26 protein-coding genes and 1 tRNA gene are annotated in these 25326 nt (G+C 66.5%); 19 read left to right on the top strand and 8 right to left on the bottom strand.

Annotated elements, in window-relative coordinates; all coding sequences use genetic code 11:
* Positions 1-3 precede the first annotated feature (3 nt).
* On the bottom strand, positions 4-1131 hold the full coding sequence (locus J1902_RS17535) for an FUSC family protein (RefSeq protein WP_207617665.1): 1128 nt from the start codon (positions 1129-1131) through the stop codon (positions 4-6).
* A 265-nt stretch (positions 1132-1396) separates the two neighbouring features.
* Between J1902_RS17535 and pstS the strand changes: the two genes are divergently transcribed.
* The 4 genes from pstS (at position 1397) to pstB (ending at position 5587) form a co-directional block, all read left to right on the top strand.
* Positions 1397-2515: a phosphate ABC transporter substrate-binding protein PstS gene (gene pstS, locus J1902_RS17530; protein WP_207617664.1), complete on the top strand. Its 1119-nt coding sequence runs from the start codon at positions 1397-1399 to the stop codon at positions 2513-2515.
* A gap of 146 nt (positions 2516-2661) precedes the next feature.
* Positions 2662-3594 carry a phosphate ABC transporter permease subunit PstC gene (pstC, locus tag J1902_RS17525; protein WP_207617663.1) on the top strand — a complete coding sequence of 311 codons (933 nt, stop codon included), beginning with the start codon at positions 2662-2664 and terminating at the stop codon, positions 3592-3594.
* The gene (gene pstA, locus J1902_RS17520) at positions 3595-4698 is read left to right on the top strand and encodes a phosphate ABC transporter permease PstA (RefSeq protein ID WP_207617662.1); all 1104 of its coding nucleotides are present in this window, start codon (positions 3595-3597) and stop codon (positions 4696-4698) included.
* 109 nt (positions 4699-4807) lie between these two features.
* Complete coding sequence (gene pstB / locus J1902_RS17515) at positions 4808-5587, top strand: phosphate ABC transporter ATP-binding protein PstB (protein WP_207617661.1); 780 nt, start codon at positions 4808-4810, stop codon at positions 5585-5587.
* 148 nt (positions 5588-5735) lie between these two features.
* On the opposite strand, the gene J1902_RS17510 is transcribed toward pstB, so the two are convergent.
* The 3 genes from J1902_RS17510 to J1902_RS17500 are packed head-to-tail and all read right to left on the bottom strand — an operon-like array spanning position 5736 to position 8840.
* A complete protein-coding gene (locus J1902_RS17510) occupies positions 5736-7307 on the bottom strand; it encodes a tripartite tricarboxylate transporter permease (RefSeq protein ID WP_207617660.1) in 1572 nt (523 codons plus the stop codon).
* 1 nt (position 7308) lies between these two features.
* The gene (locus J1902_RS17505; protein ID WP_207617659.1) at positions 7309-7830 is read right to left on the bottom strand and encodes a tripartite tricarboxylate transporter TctB family protein; all 522 of its coding nucleotides are present in this window, start codon (positions 7828-7830) and stop codon (positions 7309-7311) included.
* Complete coding sequence (locus tag J1902_RS17500) at positions 7827-8840, bottom strand: Bug family tripartite tricarboxylate transporter substrate binding protein (RefSeq protein ID WP_207617658.1); 1014 nt, start codon at positions 8838-8840, stop codon at positions 7827-7829. The genes J1902_RS17505 and J1902_RS17500 overlap by 4 nt, the downstream gene beginning before the upstream one ends.
* A gap of 241 nt (positions 8841-9081) precedes the next feature.
* Between J1902_RS17500 and J1902_RS17495 the strand changes: the two genes are divergently transcribed.
* Positions 9082-10659 (top strand): sensor histidine kinase, encoded by a 1578-nt coding sequence (locus J1902_RS17495; RefSeq protein WP_207617685.1) that lies wholly within the window; start codon positions 9082-9084, stop codon positions 10657-10659.
* On the top strand, positions 10656-11330 hold the full coding sequence (locus J1902_RS17490; protein ID WP_207617656.1) for a response regulator: 675 nt from the start codon (positions 10656-10658) through the stop codon (positions 11328-11330). The genes J1902_RS17495 and J1902_RS17490 overlap by 4 nt, the downstream gene beginning before the upstream one ends.
* A gap of 62 nt (positions 11331-11392) precedes the next feature.
* Here the strand turns inward: J1902_RS17490 and J1902_RS17485 are convergent, their stop codons facing one another.
* The 3 genes from J1902_RS17485 to J1902_RS17475 form a co-directional block, all read right to left on the bottom strand.
* Positions 11393-12403, bottom strand: a complete 1011-nt coding sequence (locus tag J1902_RS17485; RefSeq protein WP_207617654.1) for an inorganic phosphate transporter — start codon at positions 12401-12403, stop codon at positions 11393-11395.
* Between the two features lies 1 nt (position 12404).
* On the bottom strand, positions 12405-13022 hold the full coding sequence (locus tag J1902_RS17480) for a DUF47 domain-containing protein (protein WP_207617653.1): 618 nt from the start codon (positions 13020-13022) through the stop codon (positions 12405-12407).
* A gap of 237 nt (positions 13023-13259) precedes the next feature.
* A complete protein-coding gene (locus J1902_RS17475; RefSeq protein WP_207617651.1) occupies positions 13260-13919 on the bottom strand; it encodes a hypothetical protein in 660 nt (219 codons plus the stop codon).
* Between the two features lie 293 nt (positions 13920-14212).
* Here J1902_RS17475 and J1902_RS17470 point away from each other — a divergent pair.
* The 10 genes from J1902_RS17470 to J1902_RS17425 all read left to right on the top strand — a co-directional run bounded on the left by J1902_RS17470 (position 14213) and on the right by J1902_RS17425 (position 21535).
* Positions 14213-14285 (top strand) — tRNA-Lys (locus J1902_RS17470).
* A 373-nt stretch (positions 14286-14658) separates the two neighbouring features.
* On the top strand, positions 14659-14961 hold the full coding sequence (locus J1902_RS17465) for an urease subunit gamma (RefSeq protein ID WP_207617649.1): 303 nt from the start codon (positions 14659-14661) through the stop codon (positions 14959-14961).
* Between the two features lie 13 nt (positions 14962-14974).
* Entirely contained in the window at positions 14975-15319 is a 345-nt protein-coding gene (locus J1902_RS17460) for an urease subunit beta (RefSeq protein ID WP_207617647.1), read from the top strand.
* A complete protein-coding gene (gene ureC / locus J1902_RS17455) occupies positions 15316-17085 on the top strand; it encodes an urease subunit alpha (protein ID WP_207617645.1) in 1770 nt (589 codons plus the stop codon). Before J1902_RS17460 ends, ureC begins: the two co-directional genes overlap by 4 nt.
* A 20-nt stretch (positions 17086-17105) precedes the next feature.
* Entirely contained in the window at positions 17106-17591 is a 486-nt protein-coding gene (ureE, locus tag J1902_RS17450; RefSeq protein WP_207617643.1) for an urease accessory protein UreE, read from the top strand.
* Positions 17572-18279: an urease accessory protein UreF gene (locus J1902_RS17445; protein ID WP_207617641.1), complete on the top strand. Its 708-nt coding sequence runs from the start codon at positions 17572-17574 to the stop codon at positions 18277-18279. The genes ureE and J1902_RS17445 overlap by 20 nt, the downstream gene beginning before the upstream one ends.
* 16 nt (positions 18280-18295) lie before the next feature.
* On the top strand, positions 18296-18928 hold the full coding sequence (gene ureG, locus J1902_RS17440) for an urease accessory protein UreG (protein ID WP_207617639.1): 633 nt from the start codon (positions 18296-18298) through the stop codon (positions 18926-18928).
* Positions 18929-19005: 77 nt separating this feature from the next.
* Positions 19006-19911, top strand: coding sequence for an urease accessory protein UreD (locus J1902_RS17435; RefSeq protein WP_207617684.1), 906 nt, complete (start codon positions 19006-19008; stop codon positions 19909-19911).
* Positions 19911-20954, top strand: a complete 1044-nt coding sequence (locus J1902_RS17430; RefSeq protein WP_207617637.1) for a HoxN/HupN/NixA family nickel/cobalt transporter — start codon at positions 19911-19913, stop codon at positions 20952-20954. Before J1902_RS17435 ends, J1902_RS17430 begins: the two co-directional genes overlap by 1 nt.
* A 5-nt stretch (positions 20955-20959) precedes the next feature.
* Entirely contained in the window at positions 20960-21535 is a 576-nt protein-coding gene (locus J1902_RS17425) for an HhH-GPD-type base excision DNA repair protein (RefSeq protein WP_207617635.1), read from the top strand.
* 170 nt (positions 21536-21705) lie between these two features.
* On the opposite strand, the gene J1902_RS17420 is transcribed toward J1902_RS17425, so the two are convergent.
* On the bottom strand, positions 21706-22566 hold the full coding sequence (locus tag J1902_RS17420) for a sugar phosphate isomerase/epimerase family protein (RefSeq protein ID WP_207617633.1): 861 nt from the start codon (positions 22564-22566) through the stop codon (positions 21706-21708).
* Positions 22567-22825: 259 nt separating this feature from the next.
* Between J1902_RS17420 and J1902_RS17415 the strand changes: the two genes are divergently transcribed.
* From J1902_RS17415 to J1902_RS17405, 3 genes are all read left to right on the top strand, one after another.
* Positions 22826-23821 carry a substrate-binding domain-containing protein gene (locus J1902_RS17415; RefSeq protein ID WP_207617632.1) on the top strand — a complete coding sequence of 332 codons (996 nt, stop codon included), beginning with the start codon at positions 22826-22828 and terminating at the stop codon, positions 23819-23821.
* Between the two features lie 72 nt (positions 23822-23893).
* Positions 23894-24934, top strand: a complete 1041-nt coding sequence (locus J1902_RS17410) for an ABC transporter permease (RefSeq protein WP_207617630.1) — start codon at positions 23894-23896, stop codon at positions 24932-24934.
* A 6-nt stretch (positions 24935-24940) separates the two neighbouring features.
* A partial coding sequence (locus J1902_RS17405) for an ATP-binding cassette domain-containing protein (RefSeq protein ID WP_207617628.1) occupies positions 24941-25326 on the top strand: 386 nt, incomplete at its 3' end.

Raw genomic sequence — 25326 nt, 5'->3', positions numbered from 1 at the left:
AAGCTACAGCGGCGGCAGGACGGCGCGGGCTTCTTGCGGTTCCATGCCACTGGCCTCCAGCAGGTCCACCATGAGCGGCCGGAACAGCATCACCACGGTTTCGCCCTCCAGCCGGTGCACGTCCAGCATCCTCGGGTGCAGCCGCGAGGCAACCAGCGTCAGCTCCTGCCGTGCCACCCGCAAGTGCGCGCGGCGGGCGCCGTCGTTCAGTTCGGAGAGGGCCACGGTCAGCTCATCCACGGCCGCGGCCGTTTCCTGCAGGGCCTCGGAGATGTTGTCCGTGGCCTCATCCGTGAGCGCGGCATGGTTGATGGCGCTGGTCAGGCGGCGGGCAAACACGCGGCTGTTGCGCAGTGCGAGGTCGATGAAGTCCAGGGAGTGCTCCAGGTCCGCGAGCTCGTCACGGTGCCGCCGGTAGGCGGGGGCAAGGGTTGCCACCTCGCCGGAGGCCCGGAGGGTCTGGCGCATCCGGTCCACCAGCGGCTGGCAGTTCCGGCCGCGGATGAGGGCGTGCCAGGCCTGCGTGGAATCGCTGTGGATCATCGCGTCCGCGCACTCCCGCAGTACCTCGGCGAGTTCATGCAGGAGTTTCCGGACGTCCTGCCGGGGCTCGCGGCGGGGGTCCTTGGGTACCAGGACCGTGACCAGCAGGGCAAACACGCCGCCCACCACCGCGTCCAGGCTGCGCGTGAACGGTCCGCCGGCGGGCGCCGGCAGCAGCACGACCAGGAGGGACTGCAGCCCCAGCTGGGTGGTGAAGATGTTGCCGCTGTCCAGGAAGCGGGCCAGCAGGATGGAGACCAGGAGAACGACGGCGGCCACCCAGATATCGCTGCCCAGCCAGTGGAGGAGCAGATCGCCCACCGCGATGCCGATGGTGCAGCCCAGGCCCACCTCCATCACGCGGCGCAGCCGTGGCTCCCTGGAGAAGCCGAGCGCGATAAGGGATGAGGTGGCAGCGAAGAGCGGGCCCGAGTGGCCCAGGATGTATTCGGCGAAGGCGTAGGCTCCCACGGCGCACACGGTCATCTGGATGGCGGGGACCAGCGAATTGCGGCTGCGGACGAGGCCTGTCCTGGCCCGGGTGCGCAGGAATTTCTTGCCCCTGGAAAGTCCCTTCACGGCTGCCATGGAACCAGTCTATTTGGCGGGCGGAGCCGCCCCGTCCAGCCCGGCCCGCACTCAACGCAAGTGGAGCTGTCTTGTGACGCAGCTCAACAAACGACGCGCCACGGCACCAAATGGTCCGCCGTCGTTCATCTGTTGTTCACTTTGCGCGGGACATCCCGTTACCTGCGCTCCTTACCGTCAATAAAGGCACAAATAAGGTCCACAGCTTCGTACGCCGATCTCCGTTCGGCTCGCATCAGAGAATCCCTGGAAGGGGTACATCCAAGTGAAGGCAACTCGCTTCGGCCGCAACGCGGCAATCGCGGTCATCGCAGCTGGCGCACTCGCGCTCACCGCTTGCGGTTCCGACAACGCAACCGGCACCGCCACGGGCACGCAGACCGCTGCCGGCGTCAAGGTCACCGGCACGCTGACCGGCATCGGCGCATCCTCCACCGGTGCAGCCATGGACGCGTGGAAGGCCGGCTTCGCTTCCGCCAACCAGGGCGCCACCGTGCAGTACTCCCCGGACGGCTCCGGCGCAGGCCGCAAGGCGCTCATCGACGGCTCTGCCCAGTTCGCCGGCTCGGACGCCTACCTGAAGGACGAGGAGCTTGCCAGCTCCAAGGCCAAGTGCGGCCCCGATGGCGCCATCAACATCCCGGTCTACATCTCCCCGATCGCCGTCGCCTTCAACCTCCCGGACATCAAGGAACTGAAGCTCGACGCCGCAACCGTGGCGAAGATCTTCCGCGGCGAAATCGCCAAGTGGAACGACCCCGCCATCGCCGCCCTGAACGCCGGCGTCACCCTCCCGGACCTCAAGGTCACCCCGGTGAACCGCTCGGACGACTCCGGCACCACCACCAACTTCACCGACTACCTGGCAGCTGCTGCTCCCGAGGTCTGGACCGACAAGGCTGCCGGCGTTTGGCCCGCAACCCTGAAGGGCGAGAACGCCAAGGGCACCTCCGGCGTCGTCAAGACCGTCACCGACACCCCGGGCGCCGTGACCTACGCCGATGACTCCGCCGTCTCCGGCAAGCTGGGCACCGCCTCCATCAAGGTCGGCACCGAGTTCGTCAAGATCTCCGCCGAGGCCGCAGCCAAGGCTGTCGAGGCCGGCAAGGCCGTTGACGGCCGCTCCGCCAACGACGTCGCCATCAAGCTGGACCGCAAGACCACCGCCAGCGGCGCCTACCCTGTGGTGCTGGTCTCCTACCACGTCGTATGCTCCACTTACGACAAGAAGGAAACCGCTGACCTCGTCAAGGCCTTCGAAAGCTACGTAGTCTCCGACGCCGGCCAGCAGGCCGCAGCCGACGCCGCCAAGTCCGCGCCGCTGTCCAAGACCCTGCAGGACAAGGCCAAGGCTGCCATCGAGTCCATCAAGGCCAAGGCCTAAGAATCCAGCTCCGGAGCGCCCGCGCCCAAAGCAAAGCGTCCCGGAACACCGAAGTTCCCTGTTCCGCCGCAGTGGCCAACACCACTGTGGCGGGGCAGGGAACTTAGCCATGTAATACCAGTTGTTTGAAACTGAAGGATCGTGAAGTGACCACCAACTCCCTGACAACCTCCCCGGGCGCCGGACGCGCCGGGGACAAGGTTTTCTCCGGGGCCGCCATGGCCGCAGGGTGCCTGATTCTTGCGGTCCTCTTCGGGGTCGCGCTCTTCCTTGTGGTGCAGTCGATCCCCGCCCTCACGGCCCAGCCCGAGCAGATCCAGGGCGGCCACGGCTTCTTCGCCTACATCGGGCCGATCGTCGTCGGCACCCTGATTGCTGCCGTGATTGCCCTCGTCATTGCCACCCCGGTGTCCGTCGGCGTCGCCCTGTTCATCTCCCACTACGCCCCCCGCCGCCTGGCCTCGGGCCTCGGCTACGTGGTTGACCTCCTGGCCGCCATTCCCTCCGTTGTCTACGGTGCCTGGGGTGCGGCCTTCCTGGCCAAGGAAATCTCGCCCGCCTACGACTGGCTGGCCAACAACATGGGCTGGCTGCCGATCTTCCAGGGCCCTGCCTCCGCCACCGGCAAGACCATCCTGACCGCCGGCATCGTCCTGTCCGTCATGGTCCTGCCGATCATCACGTCCCTGTCCCGCGAAATCTTCCTGCAGACCCCCAAGCTGCACGAGGAAGCCGCGCTGGCCCTGGGCGCCACCCGCTGGGAAATGATCCGCATGGCTGTCCTGCCGTTCGGCCGCCCGGGAATCGTCAGCGCCATCATGCTTGGCCTGGGCCGCGCCCTCGGCGAGACCATGGCCGTGGCCCTGGTGCTCTCCTCCGGCGTGCTGACCGCAAGCCTGATCCAGTCCGGCAACCAGACCATCGCCGCCGAGATCGCCCTGAACTTCCCCGAAGCCAGCGGCGTCAAGGTCAACACCCTGATCGCCGCCGGCCTGGTGCTGTTCGTCATCACCCTCGGCGTCAACATGGTGGCCCGCTGGATCATCACCAAGCACAAAGAATTCTCGGGAGCCAACTAAATGACTGCCACAATCGCCCGCAAGCGCTCCGCGCTCACCAAGGGCCAGCTCCCCAAGTTCGCGCCGTACATCGTCCTGGCGGTGGCCCTGGTGGTGGGTGCCGCCATCCTGGCGCTCATCGGCTTCAACGCCTTCGGCTGGGGCTTGGTCTCCGCCATCCTGTTCGCAATCGGCCTGGTCGGCTGGAGCGGCGCCGTTGAAGGCGGACGCAAGGCCAAGGACAAGCTTGCCACCTGCCTGGTGGTGGGCGCGTTCCTCATCGCGCTGCTGCCGCTGGTCTCGGTGGTCTGGACGGTGCTGGTCAACGGCATCCCCGGACTCATCACCCCCGGCTTCCTGGGCACGTCCATGAACGGCGTCACCGGAGCGTTCGACAACAAGATCGTCGAGGAAGGCACCAAGGTGGTGGGCGGTGTCTACCACGCCCTCCTGGGCACCATCCAGATCACGCTCCTGGCAACGGTAATCTCCGTGCCCGTGGGCCTGATGACCGCGATCTACCTGGTGGAGTACGGCAACGACCGGCCGCTGGCGCGCGCCATCACCTTCTTTGTGGATGTCATGACCGGCATCCCCTCGATCGTGGCCGGCCTTTTCGCGGCAGCGTTCTTCTTCGCCGTGGTGGGCCCCGGCACCAAAACCGGTGCGGTGGCCGCCGTCGCGCTTTCCGTCCTCATGATCCCGGTGGTGGTCCGCTCGAGCGAGGAAATGCTCAAGATCGTTCCGAACGAGCTGCGCGAAGCCGCCTACGCCCTGGGCGTGCGGAAATGGCGCACCATCCTCAAGGTGGTCATCCCGACGGCGATCTCCGGCATCGCGTCCGGCGTCACCCTCGCGATTGCCCGGGTCATCGGCGAGACCGCCCCGATCCTGGTCACCGCCGGCTTCGCCACCTCCATCAACAACAACGTGTTCGGTGGTTGGATGGCCTCGCTGCCGACCTTCATCTACACGCAGATCCTGAACCCGACCTCGCCGTCCAACCCCGGGCCCTCCGACCAGCGGGCCTGGGGCGCGGCCCTGGTGCTGATCATCCTGGTGATGCTCCTGAACCTGGGCGCCCGGCTCATCGCCCGCCTGTTCGCCCCGAAAACCGGCCGCTAACGCCCAGCTTGCTCCCCAGCCTCGCTTCGCTCGGCCGGGGACCCCTCGCAAGCTAGGCTGGACTGCAGGGCCCCGAAAACCTCCACACCCCAAGCAATGAAGGAACACCATGTCTAAGCGCATCGACGTCAAGGACTTGAACGTCTACTACGGCAATTTTCTGGCCGTCGAGGACGTCAACATCAACATTGAAGCCAAGTCCGTCACGGCATTCATCGGCCCGTCCGGCTGTGGCAAGTCCACCTTCCTGCGCACGCTGAACCGCATGCACGAGGTCCTTCCCGGCGCCCGCGTGGAGGGCGAGGTCCTGCTGGACGGCGACAACCTCTACGGCCCCGGCGTGGACCCCGTGACCGTCCGCAGCCAGATCGGCATGGTCTTCCAGCGCCCCAACCCCTTCCCCACGATGTCCATCCGCGACAACGTGCTGGCCGGTGTGAAGCTGAACAACAAGAAGATCTCCAAGGGTGCAGCCGACGCCCTGGTGGAGAAGTCCCTCATGGGCGCCAACCTGTGGAACGAAGTCAAGGACCGCCTGGACAAGCCCGGCTCCGGCCTCTCCGGCGGCCAGCAGCAGCGCCTCTGCATCGCCCGCGCCATTGCTGTGGAGCCGCAGGTGATCCTCATGGACGAGCCCTGCTCCGCCCTGGACCCCATCTCCACACTGGCTATCGAGGACCTCATCAATGAGCTCAAGGACCAGTACACCGTGGTGATCGTCACGCACAACATGCAGCAGGCTGCACGTGTCTCGGACAAGACGGCCTTCTTCAACATCGCCGGCACAGGCAAGCCGGGTAAATTGATCGAGTTTGGCAACACTCACACCATCTTCAGCAACCCGACCCAGAAGGCCACCGAAGACTACGTCTCCGGCCGCTTCGGATAATCCCCAGCCGCACCCCAGGCTCGCAAGCTCGCCCGGGGACCCCTGCGGCTGTGGGCCCAGCCCACCACAGCTCCGGTTCCCTTTGGGGGTCGGTTAACGACGACGGCGACCGTACCTTGGGGGTGCGGTCGCCGTCGTTTTTAATGCGTTAGCTGTGGCCGGCTGCGATGCGATCAGCCTCGCTGGCCTCGGGCGTCCCGGCGGCCGCAGGCGCCTCGGCAGGAAGGGGCTTCCGGGGTCCGAAGCGGCGCCACGCGAGGGCCAGCAGCGGCCACGCGAGGATGAGCGCCACGAGTGCGTACACCACCACGCCCACCGGTTCGTTCCACAGCCCGTTGATGTCGCCCGCGCTCAGCTGCAAGGCCTTGCGCAGCTGGCCCTCGAGCCGGGGACCCAGGATCAGGCCGATGATCAGGGGCAGGACCGGCAGGCCGAAGCGCCGCATGGCGAAGCCCAGGGCACCCAGCACCAGCAGGATGATCAGGTCGAACGACTGCATGTTGACCGCATAGGCGCCCAGCGTGGCGAAGAACAGGATTCCCGCGTACAGGTAGGGCCGGGGAATCCGCAGCAGCTTGGCCCACAGGGGCGCCATGGGCAGGTTGATCAGCAGGAGCAGGGCGTTCCCGATGAACAGGCTGGCAATGAGGCCCCAGACCAGGACCGGCTCGTTCTGGAAGAGCAGGGGACCGGGCTGGATACCGAACTGCACCAAGGCGGCGAGCATGACTGCCGCGGTGGCGTTGGTCGGCAGGCCCAGGGCCAGCAGGGGAGTCAGGGTGCCGGCGGCAGAGGCGTTGTTCGCGGCCTCGGGACCGGCCACGCCCTCAATGGCGCCGTGCCCGAATTCTTCCTTGTGCTTGGTGAGCTTCTTCTCGATCGAGTAGGACAGGAAAGTGGGGACCTCGGCGCCGCCCGCCGGCATGGCGCCGAACGGGAAGCCAAGCGCGGTTCCGCGGAGCCACGGCTTCCAGGAGCGCTTCCAGTCCTGCTTGCCCATCCATGGCTGGCCCACCGGGATGGTGGACATCTTGTTGCGGCGCAGGTGGGCTGCGATCCACAGGGCTTCACCGACGGCGAAGATCGCCACGGCCACCACCACGATGTCCAGGCCGTCAGTCAGCAGCGGGATGCCGAAGGTCAGCCTCTGCTGGCCGCTGACCGGGTCCATGCCGATCAGGCCAATGGCCAGGCCCAGGCCAAGGGACGCGAAACCGCGGAGCTTGGAGGCTCCCAGGACCGCGGTCACGGCCAGCAGGCCAAGGATCATGATGGCCAGGTAGCTGGACGGGCCCAGGCTCACGGCGAACTTCACCACGAAGGGGGCGAACGCCGCCAGGAGCGCCGTACCGATGGTGCCGGCCACGAAGGAGCCGATGGCTGCCGTGGCCAGGGCCTGTGCCGCCCGGCCTGCCTTCGCCATCTTGTGGCCCTCGATCGCTGTGATGACCGTGGAGGACTCGCCGGGCGTGTTCAGCAGGATGGACGTGGTGGAACCGCCGTACATGCCGCCGTAGTAGATGCCGGCGAACATGATGAGGGCGCTGGTGGGCTCGAGGTTGTAGGTCAGCGGCAGGAGCAAGGCCACCGCCATGGCCGGGCCGATGCCGGGCAGCACGCCCACGGCCGTGCCAAGGAGCACGCCAAGGCATGCAAACAGAAGGTTCATGGGGGTCAGCGCTGTGGCAAACCCGCCCAGGAGCAAGTTGAAAGTATCCATATCAGAGGATTCCTGCCAGGATACCGGCGGGCAGTTTGATGCCCAGCCCGAAGTAGAAGCCGTAGAACGTTGTCAGGGCCATGGCCACGGAGACGAGCCCGTCGCGGACATACTTGCGGCCGCCCAGCGCCCACACGCTGCCCCAGAAGAGCAGCGTCCCGGAAATGACCCAGCCTGCAATGTCGATCAGCAGGATGTTCAGGACGAAGGCGCCCACGAGGGGCAGGACGGTCTTCCAGTCCGCGGGGTGGCTCAGGTCCACGTCCTCGCCCTCTTCGGCCTGGCCCCGGCCGCCGCGGAGCACATTGATGGCCAGCAGCACGGCGGTGACCACCAGGAGGCAACCGATGATGATGGGCAGGGTCTTGGGGCCCACCACATCGGTCTGTGAGTACGGGACCGCGAGCCGGGACGCGTCCCAGAGAACGACGGCGCCGGCCGCCCCGAGCAGGGCAGCAATGCCAAGCTCGGAGCGGCCCTTGCCCGCCGCCGGTTTACCGGCGTCGGTGGATTGCTGCGTCACGCCAGCCCCAGTTCCTTCAGTACGTCGGCAACCCGCTTGTCCTGGTCCGTGAGGAAGGTCTTGAACTCGTCGCCGGTGATGAAGGCATCGGTCCAGCCGCGGGTCTTCAGGGCGGCCTTCCATTCCTCGCTGCCGTGCATCTTGGTCAGGGTGTCCACAATGCGGTCACGGTCGGCGTCGGAAACGCCCGGAGGAGCCACGATGCCGCGCCAGTTGGTGAAGACGAGGTCGATCTTGGATTCCTTGAGGGTCGGGGCGTCCACGCCTTCCAGGCGGGACTCGCCGCTCGTGGCCAGCACCCGCACTTCACCGGATTTGATCTGCGCGATGTATTCGCCGGCGCCGGAGGCGGCGAAGCCGACCTTGTTGCCTAGGATGGCCGGGAGCAGGTCGCCGCCGCCGTCGAAGGAGACAAAGTTGACCTTCTTGGGGTCGATGCCCACGGCCTTTGCGAGTTGCATCGGCAGCAGGTGGTCCGGACCGCCGGGGGAGGATCCGCCGCCGACGGCGATCTTGGACGGGTCTTCCTTCCAGGCCTTCACGAGATCGTCGATGGTCTTGTACGGGGAATCCTTGCCCACCATGATGGCGCCCGGTTCCTGGATGAGCCGGGCCAGGGGCGTGGTGCCCGTCAGCTTTGCTTCGGACTTGTTGGTGTAGCTGGCTCCGACCACGCCCAGGCCCATGAGCATGGCGAGGTCCTTGTTGCCCTTTTCGTTGACCAGGCGCGCCAGGCCGACAGTACCGCCCGCGCCTGCCAGGTTGAAGACTTCGACGTTTGTGGCGGTCTTGGTGTCGCCCATGACCTTTGCCGCGGTGCGGGCGGTGGTGTCGTAGCCGCCGCCGGGGGTGTTGGGGACCATGATCCGCAGTCCGGTCAGGGGGCCTGAAGCCGATGAGTTGCTGCTCGGCTTGGCGGCATCGGCGCTGCCGGTCACACCGCAGCCTGTTGCGGCCAGTGCGATGCCCGCAGTCACGGCCAGGGCGCGCAATACGTTCAATCGACGCATGATGTTCCTCTTCTCGTCATTGGTGGGAGTAGCTCCACGCTATGGCCGCCCGTGACGCCGGTCACGCTTGTGTTCTCAAAGAACGTTTTGTTCATTGTGGTCACAGCCGCATTCGATTTTGCTTGCCCGATAATGAATGGACAACCACCTTTCCAAAGGAACCCCTGTGCTCAAAGATGCGCTGCCACAGCAGGCCGAACCGCACGGCGCCGGCAGGCCCAGAATCCTGCGTCGGCGCCGGCTGTCCCTGGCGGGGCAGCTCCTGGGGCTGCAGCTGCTGATTGTTCTGGCCGTGCTCCTTGGTGTCATCGCGATCTCCCTGGCGCAGTCCACGCAGACCTTCGAGCGCGTGGAAGGCAGGAGGGCGCTTTCCGCCGCCGAATCGCTGGCCGCGATGCCGGTGGTGCGCTCGCTGCTTCCGACGGCGGAGCCCCGCCAGGGCTCCGCGCTGCCCTCGGTGGCCGAATCCGCCCGGACCGTGTCCGGGTCCAGCTTTGCCATCCTCGCCAAACCGGACCTCACCATTCTCACGTCCCCGGACAACTCCAAGCTGGGCACGCCCCTGGCCCTCGGCTCCAGTGCCGTGCGTGAAGGAAGGGCCTGGACCGGTGCGGTCAGCATGGAGGGCAGCACTTCGCTGGTGGCCCACGTGCCAGTGATCGACGACGGCGGCACCATGGTGGGCATCGTCGCCGTCGGGCGCCAATACCCCTCTGTCTTGGAGCGGCTGGGCGAGGCGATCCCCAATCTGTTGACATACCTGGGCGTCTCGCTGGCGCTGGGCGCAGCGTGTTCGCTGCTGCTTTCGCGCCGTATCAAGCGGCAGACTTTCGGCCTGGAACCGGGCGAGATCGCCGGGCTTGTGGAACACCGGGAGGCCATCCTGCACGGGGTAAAGGAAGGGGTCATCGCCCTGGACCCGCACGAGCGGATCACCGTCGCCAATAAGAGCGCAAGGGAGTTCCTCGAACTTCCGGAGGACTGCCTGGGCCGGACGCTCGAGGAGATGGCGATGCAAAAGCAACTGCGGGAGGACCTGACCACGGAGCAGCCGGACCCGGACCGCCTGGTCCTGGTGGGCGAACGCCTGGTGGTGCTGAACCGGAAGCCCATGCGCTCCCACGGCCGCGTCATCGGCTCCGTGACGACCCTGCGCGACCGGACCGAGCTTTCCTCCTTGGAGAAGGAACTGGGGGCCACGCGCACCACCACGGATGCGCTCCGGGCGCAGACGCACGAGTTCGCGAACCAGCTCCACACCATTTCCGGGCTGATCCAGCTGGGCGAATACGAGGAGGTGGTCAGCTTTGTCAGCGGCGTCAGCCTGAGCCGGAACCGGCTCTCCGACGACGTCACCTCGCGCGTCCACGACCCCGCGCTCGCGGCCCTGCTCATCGCCAAGACCAGCCTGGCAGGCGAACGCGTGGTGACCCTGCAGCTGGATGAGGACTCGCACCTTGGCCGCGTGGACGAGCAGTTGTCGCGCGATCTGACCACCGTGGTGGGCAACCTGGTGGACAACGCCATGGACGCGGTCACCGGAACCCCCGAGGCGACCGTCCGCGTCCGGCTCACCGAGGAAGCCGACCACGTGCTGGTCACCGTCCGGGACTCGGGCCCCGGCGTCGCCCCGGAACAGATGGATGACATCTTCCGCCGCGGCTTCACCACCAAAGCGGCAAGCGGCGACGGCGGCAGGGGCTTCGGACTGCCGCTGACCCGGCTAGTATGTCTGAGGCGCGGCGGCGAGGTGGGCGTCCACAACGACAACGGCGCCGTTTTCACAGCACGCCTGCAGAAGCGGAGCCCATTGGCATGATCAAGGTCCTGGTAGTCGACGACGACTTCATGGTGGCCAAGGTCCACGCCGGGTTTGTCCGGCAGACGCCCGGGTTCGAGGTGGTGGGTGTTGCCCACACCGGCGCCCAGGCGCTCGTCGAGGCCCGGCGCCTCACGCCGGACCTGGTCCTGCTGGACATCCATTTGCCGGACATCAGCGGCCTCGAGCTGCTGCAGCAGCTGCGGGAAGCCGTGCCCGAGCTGGACGTCCTGGTCATCAGTGCCGCACGCGAGGTGGACACGGTCAGGCGTGCGCTGCGCGGAGGCATTGTCCACTACCTGATGAAACCGTTCTCCGGTGACGACCTCCGCGAGCGGCTGGAGCACTACCAGCGCAGCTACGGCTCCCTGGATTCCTCGAAGAGCACGGCCGAGCAAGCCGATGTGAACAGGGTGTTCGGCCTGAGCCGGGCGGAGCGTCCGCTGCCCAAGGGATGCAGCGTGGAGACCCTGCGCCTGGTGGAGGAACTGCTCCGGGGAACCGCTGCGGACCTGTCCGCCAGCGAGGCCGCGGACGTCCTGGGGACATCCCGGGTCAGCGCCCGGCGGTATCTCGAGTACTTGAGCGAGGAGGGCCGGGTTACCGTCCAGCTGCGCTACGGCGGGGTTGGCAGGCCGGAACGCCGGTACCGGTGGATGCCGGCCGGCTGAAACGGCCCCGCTGCCCGGCTCTCGGGGACGCGCGGGGGGAAGTTCAGTTGAGCGGCGGACGCTCAGTTGAGCGGCGAGAACGCGAGTTCCAGGATGAGCGCCATGGCCGCGGTGACCAGGGGTGTGAGGACCCAGAACGCCAGGACCCTGATGACGAGCCTGCGGTTGATGCCGGAGAAGGGCTGGTTGGTGCTGGCGCCGAGGACTGACGCCGTCAGCGTGTGCGTGGTGGACAGCGGCAGGTGCAATCCGATGGCGCCGATGAACAGCATGACCGAGGTCAGCGTCTGTGCCACGAAGCCCTTCAGCGGGTCCACACGGACCAGTTTGTGGCCCAGGGTGTGGGAGATCCGCCAGCCGCCGCACAGCGTGCCCAGGGTCAGCATGGCGGCCGTCAGGAGCAGCACCCATAGCGGGACCTCGTTGCCGCCGGACAAGCCGGCCGCAACCAGTGCCAGCAGCAGCACTGCGGCGGTGCGCTGGCCATCCTGGAGCCCGTGGCCGAACGCCACAGCAGCAGTGGAGACGGCCTGCGCCCGGCGGAAGCGGCCGTTGACCACATCCGGCTGGGTATAGCGGGCGGCCCACGTCACGGGCCATACGAGCAGATAGGCCGCCACGAAGGCGATGACCGGCGAGAGCAGCAGCGGCAGGACCACCTGGGCCAGCAGCGCATTGTCCACGCCGCCCACGGCGTTGCCGCCCACCAGGATGCTCGCCGTGCCAGCGCCGATGAGGCCGCCCACCAGCGAATGGGTGGAGGACAGCGGGATGCCGCGCCACCACGCGTACACGCCCCACAGGATGGCGCTGCACAGCGCGGAGGCGAGCATGGTCAGGCCGCCGGTGCCGCTGGGCAGGGTGATCCATGACTGGGTGAGAGCGAGCACAAAACCGCCGCTGAGCACGGCGCCCACAAAGTTGAAGATTGCTGCCAGCAGCACGGCAACGGAAGGCGTCAGGGCCCGGGTCCTCGTGGACAGCGCGACGGCGTTGGAGACGTCCCGGAAGCCGTTCAGGAAGGCGAAACCGGCGGACAGCCCCATCACCAGGACGAGGAAGGCGGTGGTCACGTCACGATTCCTTGACGATGATGCTGCCTACCTGGGTGGCAACCTTCCGCATTTCCTTGGTGACGTCCACCAGCTGGTCGGCGATGTCCCGGTGCCGGGCGTACTGGGCGGACTTCAGGTCCCTGAGCTGCTCGGCAACCCAGACCCGGTGCGTGCGCTCGGCGCGCTTGGCCAGCCGCAGCATCTCGATCCAGTAGTCCTCCAACTCATCGAGGTTGTTCAGCTTCTGCATGGCGTCCACGGTGAGTTCGGCCTGGCGGCTGATGATTTCCAGCTGGTCCGCGGCGCGCTTGGGCAGGCGGTCCAGCTTGTACAGGGCAATGAGCTCACCTGCGGCGTCCAGCTTCTCCATGGCATCGTTGAGGTGCCGGGACAGGGCGTACATGTCCTCGCGGGGGAGCGGGTTCACGAAGCTTGTGCGCATGTGCGTCAGCAGTGCGAAGTGCAGGTCCAGGGACTTGGACTCGTGCTCGTGCAGCTCTTCCGCCAAGCGGTCGTGCTCACTGGCCGGTGCGCCCAGGATCTCCGACATGGTTCCGGTTGCGGCAAGGATCTGGCCGGCCAGCTGTGCGAGCAGGACGAGCCCGGCAGGTTCCTGGGGAAAGAGGCGCAGCTTCATGGTGCCTTCGGTGTTGGAGGGGCAGGATGGGCCGGCGTCGTTGCCGAAGGCATAAAAATGGTGCCGAACCGGATACGCCTCTCGGCGGTAGGCCGCTCGAAGCGGCTATCAGTTGAAGCCCGGGGGTTTCGCGGTTCGACACCAGTTTCAGTTTTCTACGTCCGCCGGGCTAAGTCAACATTGACAGCCGGGCCGGGAAGTGGTGGGCCGGCTGGGCGCCCCACCACGGACGGACCACTAGTCCAGCTCGCCCAGGCGCCACGCATTTGCCGCGTGCTCGAGGTCCTCCGCCGTCTTCACGAGCTGGTGGGAATTGCGCGTCAGTTTGCTCGCGTGGCCCTCGTTGGAGTGTTCGGCGCCGTCGGCGATGGTCGCCTGGCCGAGCGCCACAACCCGGCAGAAGGCCGCGGAACGTTCCAGCGCGACGTCGAAATCGCCGTCGAACGCGCCGTGGAGAATGGCGTCAGCCATGGTCTTCATTTCCTCGGCTCCGGGGGGCTCCGCGGCGCCGGCAACAACGTTGGCGACCTGTGCGGTGTCCTTGCCGGCCTTGAAGTAGACGGAGATGCGCTCGGAGTCCTGCATCGTTGCCGCGCGCAGGGCGTAGAGGCGCCACAGTGCGCCGGGCAACGACCGTGCGGGGCTTTCGGCCCACATCTCGGCGATGGCGTCCAGGCCCTGCTCATCGGCAAGTTTCACGAGGCGCTTGGTGACCTTGGGGTCGTCGCTGTCGCGGCCCCGGCGGACCAGCGCCTGGGCGGCAAGGTGGGCGGCCTCGGACACGCGCGCGGGATCCGCTCCGCCAGCGAAAGGCTCGAAGTCTATGGGTGCGAAGGGCTTGGGCTTGTGGTGCCTGTTAGCTCCGCCATAGGGTTTGGGTCCTGGCTGTTCGCTCATGCCCCAACGCTACTCCTGTGCACAGCCGGGGTCGAGCAGGGTGCCTTGGGGCCTGGGGTGGTGCCGGCATTTGGCGGCCGCGCCGCTGGGGGTGTGCCGGGGGTGTGCCGTCCTGACCCTCTTTGGATCCGCCGGTGCCCCGACACGCCGCAGCCGCCGCGCGCCGTCGGGCGCTGCCTGCCCAAAGAAGGTCACGACGGCGGCCGGGCCGGTGTGCCACAGACCACCCCGACGTGGGGTAAAGTATTTATCGTCCAGAAATGGACTGGGCCGGCTGTTTCGACAACCGGCAGGGGCCTTTAGCTCAGTTGGTAGAGCATCGGACTTTTAATCCGTGGGTCGTGGGTTCGATCCCCACAGGGCCCACCCTTTCGCAGGCCAGAGACACATCGTCTCTGGCCTGCTGTTGTTTCAGGGCCTGCGCCCCGTCCTCGACCAGCGACGCTCCCTAACCTTTGGCGGCCACCGTCACGTTCACGGTCGCAGCGGCGGCCCTCCTCCACCCTGCGGCGTGCCGGAACCCGGGTCTGTTCCTTTCCCCCGCTGTCAGAGTACGTTTTGATGCAGGGCCGCTACGCCGGTCACAAAGTGCGTCGAAGGTGCCGGGCATCCGCGGATTGGATATGTCAGACGTTTGGAGCTATAACCGTAGTAGCTGCCCCCGGCGTCCTCGGCTGTTTCAAGCCTCGAGTGATCTGACGTCCGGCTTCGCGGCACCCAACTTTCCGAAGGAGAACCGATGCATCTTTTGCCCCGTGAGCAGGAAAAGCTCATGATCGTGGTTGCCGCCGACCTCGCGCGACGCCGGCAGGCCCGGGGGCTGAAGCTGAATTTTCCCGAGGCCGTGGCGATCATCAGCTACGAATTGATCGAAGGCGCCCGTGACGGCCGCACGGTGGCTGACCTCATGAGCTACGGCACCACGCTGCTGCGGCGCGAGGACGTCATGGAGGGCGTGCCCGAGATGATCCACGATGTTCAGATCGAGGCCACGTTCCCCGATGGCACCAAGCTCGTCACCGTTCACGACCCCATCCGCTAGGAGCGCCTCCCCCATGATTCCCGGTGAATACAGGCTCCACTCCGAGCCGATCACGTGCAACAGCGGCCGCGAGGCAATCGCCGTCGAGGTGGTCAACCGCGGCGACCGCCCCGTCCAGATCGGCTCGCACTACCACTTCGCCGAGGCGAACCCAGGCCTCGAATTCGACCGCGAGCTGGCGTACGGCCGCCGGCTGGACATCCCCGCGGGCACCGCCGCCCGCTTCGAGCCCGGCGACACCAGGACCGTCCACCTGGTGGAACTGGCCGGAACCCGCGAGGTCTACGGCCTGCGCGACGCCGTCAACGGGCCCCTGGACACAGCCGCCGCCGACAAGACCGAAGGGGCAGCCCAGTGAGCTTCGACCTTTCCCGCCGGCAGTACGCCGAGCTGTACGGCCCGACGACGGGCGACGCCATCCGCCTGGCGGACACCGAGCTTTTCCTCGAGATCGAGAAGGACTACACCGTCTACGGCGAGGAAGTCATGTTCGGCGGCGGCAAGGTGGTCCGCGACGGCATGGGCCAGAACGGCCAGGTGACCCGCGACGGGCGACTCCCTGCATCAAACAAGGGTTCCGATGAGGTCCTCGACGTCCCGGACACGGTCATCTCCAACGTGATCGTGCTGGACTACACGGGCATCTACAAGGCCGACGTCGCGCTCAAGGACGGCCATATCTTCAAGATCGGCAAGGCCGGCAACCCGCAGATCGCCGACGGCGTGGACATCGTGATCGGCGCCAGCACCGAGATGATCGCCGGCGAAGGCAAGATCCTCACCGCGGGCGGCATCGACACCCACATCCACTACATCTCCCCGGACCAGGTCCCCACGGCCCTGTGCAACGGCGTCACCACCATGGTGGGCGGCGGCACCGGCCCGGCGGACGGCACCAAGGCCACCACCATCACCCCCGGCGCATGGCACATCTCCCGGATCCTGCAGTCCGTTGAGGGCCTGCCCATCAACATCGGCGTCTTCGGCAAGGGCCACGCCTCCGCCGTCGAGCCCCTCGCCGAGCAGATCCGCGCCGGTGCGATCGGCCTGAAAGTCCACGAGGACTGGGGCGCCACCACCTCGTCCATCGACATGTCCCTGCGGGTCGCCGACGAATACGACGTCCAGGTGGCCATCCACACCGACACCCTCAACGAGTGCGGCTTCGTGGAAGACACCATCAAGGCGATCGACGGCCGCGTCATCCACACCTTCCACACGGAAGGCGCCGGCGGCGGGCACGCCCCGGACATCATCAAGATGGCCGGCCTGCCCAACGTGCTCCCGGCGTCCACCAACCCCACGCTGCCGTACACGCGCAACACCATCGAAGAGCACCTGGACATGCTCATGGTGTGCCACCACCTGAACCCGGACATCCCGGAGGATGTGGCGTTCGCCGATTCGCGCATCCGTGCCGAGACCATCGCCGCCGAGGACGTGCTGCAGGACCTGGGCATCTTCGCCATCACCTCCTCCGACTCACAGGCCATGGGCCGCGTGGGCGAGGTGGTGACGCGCACCTGGCAGGTGGCCAACGCCATGAAGCTGCAACGCGGGGTGCTGCAAGACCCTTCGGGCGCGGCGCACGGTTCTGAAGACAGCGACAACTTCCGGCTCAAGCGCTACGTGGCCAAATACACCATCAACCCGGCCATCGCACAGGGCATGGCCGACTCCATCGGCTCCATCGAGGCCGGCAAGTTCGCGGACCTGGTGCTGTGGAATCCGGCATTCTTCGGGGTGAAGCCCGATCTGGTGCTCAAGGGCGGCCAGATCGCGTATGCGCTGATGGGTGATTCCAACGGCTCCATCCCCACGCCGCAGCCGCGCACCATGCGCCCCATGTTCGCCACCCTCGGCAAGGCCCTGCAGCAGTCCTCCATCACCTTCCTGTCCAAGGCGGCCATCGAGGCCGGCGTGCCTGCGGAGCTGGGCCTGGAGCGGGTCATCCGCCCGGTGTCCGGCATCCGCAGCCTCACCAAGTCCGAGCTGAAGCACAACGGTGCCACGCCGGACATCCAGGTGGACCCCGAGACCTACACGGTCACGGTGGACGGCGTGGAAGCCACCTGCGAACCCTCCGACGTGCTGCCGATGGCGCAGCGCTACTTCCTCTTCTAGGTCTCCGGGAGGACGACTCCGTGATTGTTGAAAAGATCCTGGGCAACCTGCACGAGCTGCCCGCCACCGAGGCCGAGGCCTACGCCGGCCTCCACCGCGAGAAGGTGGTGCTGCCCAGCGCCCTGCTGGTCAAGCGCATCCAGCGCGTCACCACGGACCACGGCAAGGAGCTGGGCATCCGGCTCCCCTCCGGTTCCGGGGACCTGCGCGACGGCGACATCCTCGCCGTGGAGGAGGCGAACCTGATCGTGGTCTCGGTGCTGCCAACCGACGTGCTGGTCATCGCGCCGCGGACCATCCATGAGATGGGCGTGGTGGCGCACTCCCTGGGCAACCGCCACCTGCAGGCGCAGTTCTTCGACGCGGCCTCCGAGTACGCGGCAGAGGTCATGGTGTGCCAGTACGACCACACCGTGGAGGACTACCTCAAGCACGTGGGCGTGCCGTACAACCGCCAAGAGCGCGTGATGCCGGTGCCGTTCCGCCATGCCGAACACACGCACTAGCCCCGCCTCAGCCGAGGCAGGGCGCGGCTACCGGCTGGCGCTCCAGCAGCTGACGGACTCCGCGCTGCCCACAGGGGCCTTCGCGCATTCGCTGGGCTTCGAGACGTACATCCACCGCGGCCTGGTGCACGACGAAGCCACGTTCGGCACCTGGCTGCACGCCTTCGTGGCCCAGCAGCTGACGTACTCGGACGCCCTGGCCATGCGCTTCCTCTACGACGGCGCGGAGCTCGCGGGGCTGGACGCGCACCTGAGCGCCCAGCTGCTGCCGCGCCAGCTGCGCGAGGCCAGCACCAAGATGGGCGGCCGGCTGATCGAGATCGGCACCGAGGTCTTCCCCTCCGCGGAGCTGGAGGCCTACCGGACGCTGGTGAGTGGGGGCCGCGCCGCCGGCCACCAGCCGCTGGCGTTCGCCGTCGTCGCGCACTCCCTGGAGGTTCCCTTCGAGGAAGCGCTGGCCGCATACCTGTTCGCCACGGTCACGTCCCTGACGCAGAACGCCGTGCGCGCCATCCCGCTCGGCCAGAACGCCGGGCAGCGGGTGCTTCGGGGAGCGCACGACGCCGTTGCTGCCGCCGTCGGGCAGGTCCGGCACCTGGGCTGGGACGACTTCGGGGCCGTGAGCCCCGGACTTGAGATTTCGCAGATGCGGCACGAGAGACAACGTGCCCGCATGTTCATGAGTTAAACATTCAGGAGGACACATGTCTGAACTAGTTACATCCGAACCGGTCAAAATCGGCATCGGCGGCCCCGTCGGCGCCGGCAAGACCCAGCTCGTGGAACGCCTCACGCGGCACATGAGCCGGGACATCTCCATGGCCGCCATCACCAACGACATCTACACCATCGAGGACGCCAAGATCCTGGCCGCCAACGGCATCCTGCCGGAGGACCGGATCATCGGCGTCGAGACCGGCGGCTGCCCGCACACCGCCATCCGCGAGGACACCTCGATGAACACCGCGGCCATCGAGGAGCTCAAGAAGCGCCACCCGGACCTGCAGGTCATCTTCGTCGAATCCGGCGGCGACAACCTCTCCGCCACGTTCAGCCCCGAGCTGGTGGACTTCTCGGTGTACATCATCGACGTCGCCCAGGGAGAGAAGATCCCCCGCAAGGCCGGCCAGGGCATGATCAAGTCCGATCTCTTCATCATCAACAAGACCGACCTCGCCCCGCACGTCGGCGCCGACCTGTCCGTCATGGAACGGGACTCGCGCGAATTCAGGGGCGAGAAGCCGTTCTGCTTCACCAACCTGAAGACCGACGAAGGGCTGGACAAGGTCATCGAGTGGGTGCGGCACGACGTCCTGATGCTCGACCTGACGCAGTGAGCACCAGCACGACGAGCACGACGGCGTCACTTGGTCCGGCGGCTTCGCCGGATATAAGGGGCCGTGCCCGCTTCGCGATGCCCGCCACGCCGCGGCCCCTTATATCCGGCTTCGCCGCCTCCGCTGCTGAGTCACCGCGCGGTCGGCTTGAGCTTGTCGTAAGTGAGCGGGCCGGGCGATCAGTTGCGTCGAAGCAATTTCATGAGGGTGCCCTGCGGGTCCTGCGGCCGCACTATCTCGATGATTCGGGGCAGGTCTGCTACGTCATGGTGAACCCGGGCGGGGCCTACCTTGGCGCGGACCTGTACACCGTGGATGTCGAGGTGGAGGCCGGGGCTTCGCTGTTGTTGACCACGCAGTCGGCCACCAAGATCTACCGGACGCCGGGCTCCTACGCGGAGCAACGGATGTCCCTGGTGCTGGGGGAGGGGGCGCAGCTGGAGCTGGCCCCGGACCAGCTCATCGCCTACCGCGAGGCAAGCTACCGGCAGAACACCCACATCACCGTGCACCCGGCGTCGAGCCTGCTCATGGCCGAGGTCATCACCCCGGGCTGGTCGCCGGACGGTTCCTCGTTCAGGTACGAGGAACTGCGGCTCCGCAACGAGATCCACGTGGCGGGCACTGACGGCGACGGCACCCACGGCACGGAGCTGCTGGCGCTGGACAATCTGCTCATCCGGCCGCCGCTGGGCGACGTCACCGGGATGGGGTTCATGGAGGGCTTCAGCCACCTGGGCTCGCTGATCGTGGTGGACGACCGCGTGGACCAGGCGCTCGCCGACGAACTGAACGCCCTCACGGCCGGCCGAGACGCCTACACGGGCGTGTCCCTGACCGACACCGTCTCCGGGACCACGGGGCTCATCCTGCGGTCCCTCTCGAACAGCACCGAGGAACTCAACCATGTGCTCGGGGCCTGTACGGCCCTCCTGCGCGAACGCTGGTACGGCCAGGCGCCGCTGAACCTAAGGAAGTACTAATGACAACACTCACCGAGTTCGCCACCATGTACCGCCAGCGTGAGCACCTGTCCATCAAGACCCGCCTGCTGTTCACCTTCGGCGCCGTCGCCGCCCTCCACCTCGCCGCCGTCGTGCTTCTCCTCTTCGGCACCGCAGGGGCCGGGCAGCCGCTGGCCCTGGGCCTGGTCCTGACCGCCTACCTGGCCGGCATCAAGCACAGCTACGACTGGGACCACATCGCCGCGATCGACAACTCCACCCGCAAATTCGTGGCGCAGCGCAAGGACCCCGTCAGTGTGGGCTTCGCGTTTAGCCTGGGGCACAGCTCCGTGGTGATCCTGGCCGGCGTCCTGGTAGTGGCCGGCGCCACCCTGGTGGGACAGTTCATGGAGGACGGCACCACCGGAAATCTGGTGCTGGGCCTGATCGGCAGCGGCGTCTCCGGGCTCTTCCTGCTGGCCATGGGCATCTTCAACGGCTCGGCCTTCCTCCGCGCCGCCCGGGCGTACCGGAACGTGCAGGGCGGCGGCGACGTCCGCGAGGAGGACCTCGAGGCCAAGGGCTTCATCGCCCGCCTGCTGGCCAAACCGCTGGCCAAGGTGGAGCGGCCGCGGAACATTTACGTGATCGGCTTCCTGTTCGGGCTGGGCTTCGATACCGCCACGACCATCGGCCTGCTGGTCATGACGACGGCGGCGTCCCTGGCCGGTGTCCCGCCGCTCGCCCTGCTGGCGCTCCCGCTGGCGTTCACCGCCGCCATGACCCTGTGCGACTCCGCCAACGGTGTGGCCATGCTGCGCATGTACACATCGGCCATCCACAACCCGCAGCGCAAGCTGGGCTTCAACGCGGTCATCACCGGGATCTCGGCCGTCTCGGCCCTGTTCATTTCCGTCATCACGCTGGGCGGCTTCCTTAACGCGGCGTTCGCCCTGGAAGACCCGTTCACCACCTGGCTGGGCGGGATCGACCTCGGCGACGCCGGGCTGCTCCTCATCGCCCTGTTCGTCGTCGTGTGGGGCGTTGCCGCGTTGCGTGGGCGGGCCAGAGTGGCAGGATAGGGCGCATGGAACTGCACATCACAGGGGACCCCGTGGCCGACAGACTGCTCAGCGATGACGCGTTTGCACTGTTGACCGGCATGCTGCTTGACCAGCAGGTAACCATGGAGTCGGCATTTGCCGGTCCTGAAAAGATCCGGACGCGCATCGGATCCCTGGACCCCGCGGTGATCGCCGGCTACGACCCCCAAGGCTTCATTGACATGTTCAAGGAGCGCCCCGCCGTGCACCGTTTCCCCGGATCCATGGCCGGACGTGTCCAGGACCTAGCCGAAACCGTGCACAGCGATTGGAACGGGGACGCTACCGCCATCTGGGCGCAGGGCAACCCCGACGGCCAGGAGGTGCTGCGCAGGCTCAAGGCGCTGCCGGGATTCGGCGAGCAAAAGGCGAAGATCTTCCTCGCGCTGCTCGGGAAGCAGTGCGGCCTCCAGGCCGAAGGCTGGCGCGAGGCCGCCGGACACTACGGCCAGCCAGATGCCTTCCTGTCCGTCGCGGACATTGTGGATCCGGAATCCCTGAGCAAGGTGCGCGCCAGCAAGCAGGCGGCGAAGGCTGCCGCCAAGGCCGCGAAGAGTTGACTCCTGACGGTTGATGTCGGGGCTTGAACTACAACTGACCGGGTATCCAACTGGGTCGCAGTAGATGTCGTTTTGGAGGCTCAAAACGACATCTACTGCTACCTACTTGGGGCTGGCGGAGTGCCTGCCAGCCGCAGCGCCATGGCGTACGAGGGCTGCCCGGGGCCGCGTCAGCCCGGGAAGCATGCCAACGCCGTCGAGTATGCGGAGGCCAGGGCGTCCCGTACGGGAAGTGCGCGGTGCTCGTTGGAGAGGATCTCGACTCCCCACGGGCCGTTGAACCCAAGCCCCTGGAGCATGCTGATGAAGCCCGTGACATCCTGCTCGCCCTGCCCGCAGAGCCGGCGGTGGTCACGGGTGTCCTCGAAAAGCGTGCCCCGTACTTCGGCATCGGCGTCGTTCAGTTCCACGCCGAACACCTGGTCCGCCGTGAGCTTCTGCGCGACTTCTTCGAGCGATGTTCCGTGCCGGAAGATGTGCCAGTAGTCAACCACCAGGCCGCATTCGGGCAGGTCCACCAGGCGCATGAGGTCGGCCGAGGCGGGGATCGAACGCACCATGGAGAACGCCATCGGTTCCAGGGCGATGCGAGTGCCGCGGGCGATGGCTTCCTTGGTGACTTGGCGCAGCGGGGCCACGAGCTCGCTGTAGTCCGCCATCTCGTCGCCGAGCGCCGTCCCCACCTTGATGAAGCGCGTCCCAAGCGCTTCGGCTGCATCGAGCAACAGCTCGAACTGCGGGCGCCACTCGTGGGCACGGGAATCGTCCCACCAGTTGCTGAGCAGCTCGACTTCAACGTGGCTGAAGCCGGCCACGTCGATGAGTTTGCGCAGCCCGGAGAACCCGATCGTGTCCCTGGCCGCAAGCAGGTCGTCGTGGGCCAGGCCGAACCCCGCCCAGCCGGTGGATGCGACAGCTTCCAGGCGCTCGCTGAGGGGGACCGGGCTGGTCTCAGGGGTGCTCAATGGTGCGATATTGCCTGCGCTGGTCCAGCAGGATGCGATGAATGTGGGCGTGATGGGGTACGTCATTGTTCTCCTTGCCACGTAGCGCGGCTCATCAGTAATCGGACTTTCGAGGGACGAAACGAACCCAACGACAACTCTATTGGAACGCTCCATTGACAATTGGTCAAGCGTTGATTTAGCGTTGGAGCGTTCCACAAAGCGATGTGGATCACAACCGTTCACAGCTAGCTGGTTCCGTCCTCCCCATGCCTCAAAGGCCATGCCTCCAAGGCGCAGAAGAGCGGGCGACGGTCGAGATACGCGGCATCAAAGGAGATTTCACGTGGCGAAGTTCAATTTGCGGAAGGGCGCACTGGCGCTGGCCGTGGTACCGCTTCTGGCACTGGGGGCATGCTCGGCAAGCGGGGGTAAGACCGAGGCAAGCGCAGGTGCAGGGGCCGCCGGCCAGGTGGCCGATACGGCCCGTATCAAGGTGGCAATGATCACCCACGCCGCGGCGGGAGACACCTTCTGGGACATCGTCCGCAAGGGTGCCGAGACCGCGGCAAAGAAGGACAACGTCGAACTGCTCTATAGCGGCGATGCCGAAGGCGGCCGCCAGGCGCAGCTGGTGCAGCAGGCCATCGACCAGAAGGTGGACGGCATCGTTGTCACCCTGGCCAAGCCGGACGCGTTGAAGGACGTCGTCAAGAAGGCAGTGGACGCCGGCATTCCTATCGTCAGCATGAACGCCGGTGAAGACCAGTCCAAGGCCCTGGGCGCCTTCACCCACTTCGGCCAGAGCGACAAGCTCGCCGGCGTGACTGTCGGCAAGCGCCTCGCCGAGGAAGGCATCAAGCACCCCATCTGTGTCATCCAGGAACAAGGCCACGTCGGCCTGGAGAACCGCTGCGCGGGCATCAAGGAAAACGTTCCCGGCACCGAGATCCTCAACGTCAACGGCGCGGACATGACCTCCGTTTCCTCCACGGTGACTGCGAAGCTGCAGTCCACCCCGGACGCCGACGCCATCGTGGGGCTCGGCGCCCCGTTCACGCTCACCATCGTGAAGTCGGTGAAGGAAACCGGCAGCAAGATCAAGGTGGCCTCGTTCGACTTGAACGGCGACCTGGCCAAGGCCATTGCAGACGGCAGAATCGAATTCACCGTGGACCAGCAGCCCTACCTCCAGGGTTACGGCAGCGTGGACGCCATCTGGCTGAGCAAGGTCGGTGGCTTCAAGGTGGGTGGCGGCCAGCAGGTCTTCACCGGACCGGCAGTTGTGGACAAGAGCAACGCGGCGGACGTCTCCACGTTCGCCACGGCCGGTATCCGCTAACCCGTAAGAAACCGTCGGGGTGCCGGGCGCCTGCACCGGCCCGGCATCCCACGCCAAAGGAGCTTAGTAATCATGGCCAATGCTGTCCTAACCGCCGCTTCCGATGAGCGCGTCAGCACCCGGAACACCCTCCAGAAACTGTTGGTGCGCCCGGAAATCGGCGCCCTCGTTGGGGCCGTCGTCCTCTTCATCTTCTTTTCCGCAATCGCCCCTGTCTTCCTGCAGCCCAGCTCGCTTGCGACTGTCCTCTACGGCAGCTCCACCATCGGCATCATGGCTGTGGGCGTCGCGCTGCTGATGATCGGCGGCGAATTCGACCTCTCCACCGGCGTCGCCGTCATCACCTCGGCGCTGTCCGCCTCCATGTTCAGCTGGTACTTCAGCACGAACATCTGGGTGGGGGTCCTGTTCGCCCTGCTGGTCTCTTTGGCCATCGGATTCATCAACGGCTGGATCCTCGTCAAGACGAAGCTCCCCAGCTTCATCGTCACGCTGGCTAGCTTCCTGATGCTCGCCGGCCTGAACCTGGGCCTCACCCGCCTCATCGGCGGCACCGTCGCCACCCCCTCCATCTCGGACCTCGACGGCTTCGATGCGGCACGGGCGCTCTTCGCCTCGAATGTCAAGATCGGCGGCATCGACGTCAGCGTCACCGTGTTCATCTGGATCGCCCTGGTGGCCGTGGCTTCCTGGGTCCTGCTCCGCACGAAGGTGGGCAACTGGATCTTCGCCGTGGGCGGCGACGCCAACGCTGCCCGCGCCGTGGGTGTGCCCGTGACCAGGACCAAGATCGGCCTGTTCATGGCGGTCGGCTTCTGCGGCTGGATCCTGGGCATGCACAACCTCTTCGCCTTCAACACCGTGCAGTCCGGTGAAGGTGTGGGCAACGAGTTCCTCTACATCATCGCCGCGGTCATCGGTGGCTGCCTGTTGACCGGCGGCTACGGCTCGGCCGTGGGTGGCGCCATCGGCGCGTTCATCTTCGGCATGGCCAACAAGGGCATCGTCTACGCGCAGTGGAACCCGGACTGGTTCAAGTTCTTCCTGGGCCTGATGCTGCTTCTGGCCACCATCGTCAACTTGATCGTCAAGCGCCGAGCCGAAAGCAAGTAGAGAACCATGAACGCACAACAGATTGACCAGCAGACCCTGCTCAAGGACGAGAAGGACCCTTTGACGCACACCCCGGTGCACCTTCTCTCGCTGGACGGGGTGGGCAAGCACTACGGCAACATCATCGCCCTGCGCGACGTCACCATGGCCGTGGACAACGGCCGCGTCACCTGCGTGCTGGGCGACAACGGCGCCGGCAAGTCCACCCTGATCAAGATCATCGCCGGCCTGCACCAGCATGACGCCGGGGTCCTGAACATCATGGGCGAGGAACGGAAATTCGCTTCCCCGCGTGAAGCGCTCGATGCCGGCATCGCCACGGTCTACCAGGACCTGGCAGTGGTCCCGCTCATGCCGATCTGGCGGAACTTCTTCCTCGGCTCCGAGCTGAC

The organism is Arthrobacter cavernae, from assembly GCF_017368795.1.
Taxonomy (GTDB): Bacteria; Actinomycetota; Actinomycetes; order Actinomycetales; family Micrococcaceae; genus Arthrobacter; species Arthrobacter cavernae.
Note: the sequence above shows the minus strand (reverse complement) of the source record. Positions and strands in the feature narration are given on the sequence as shown.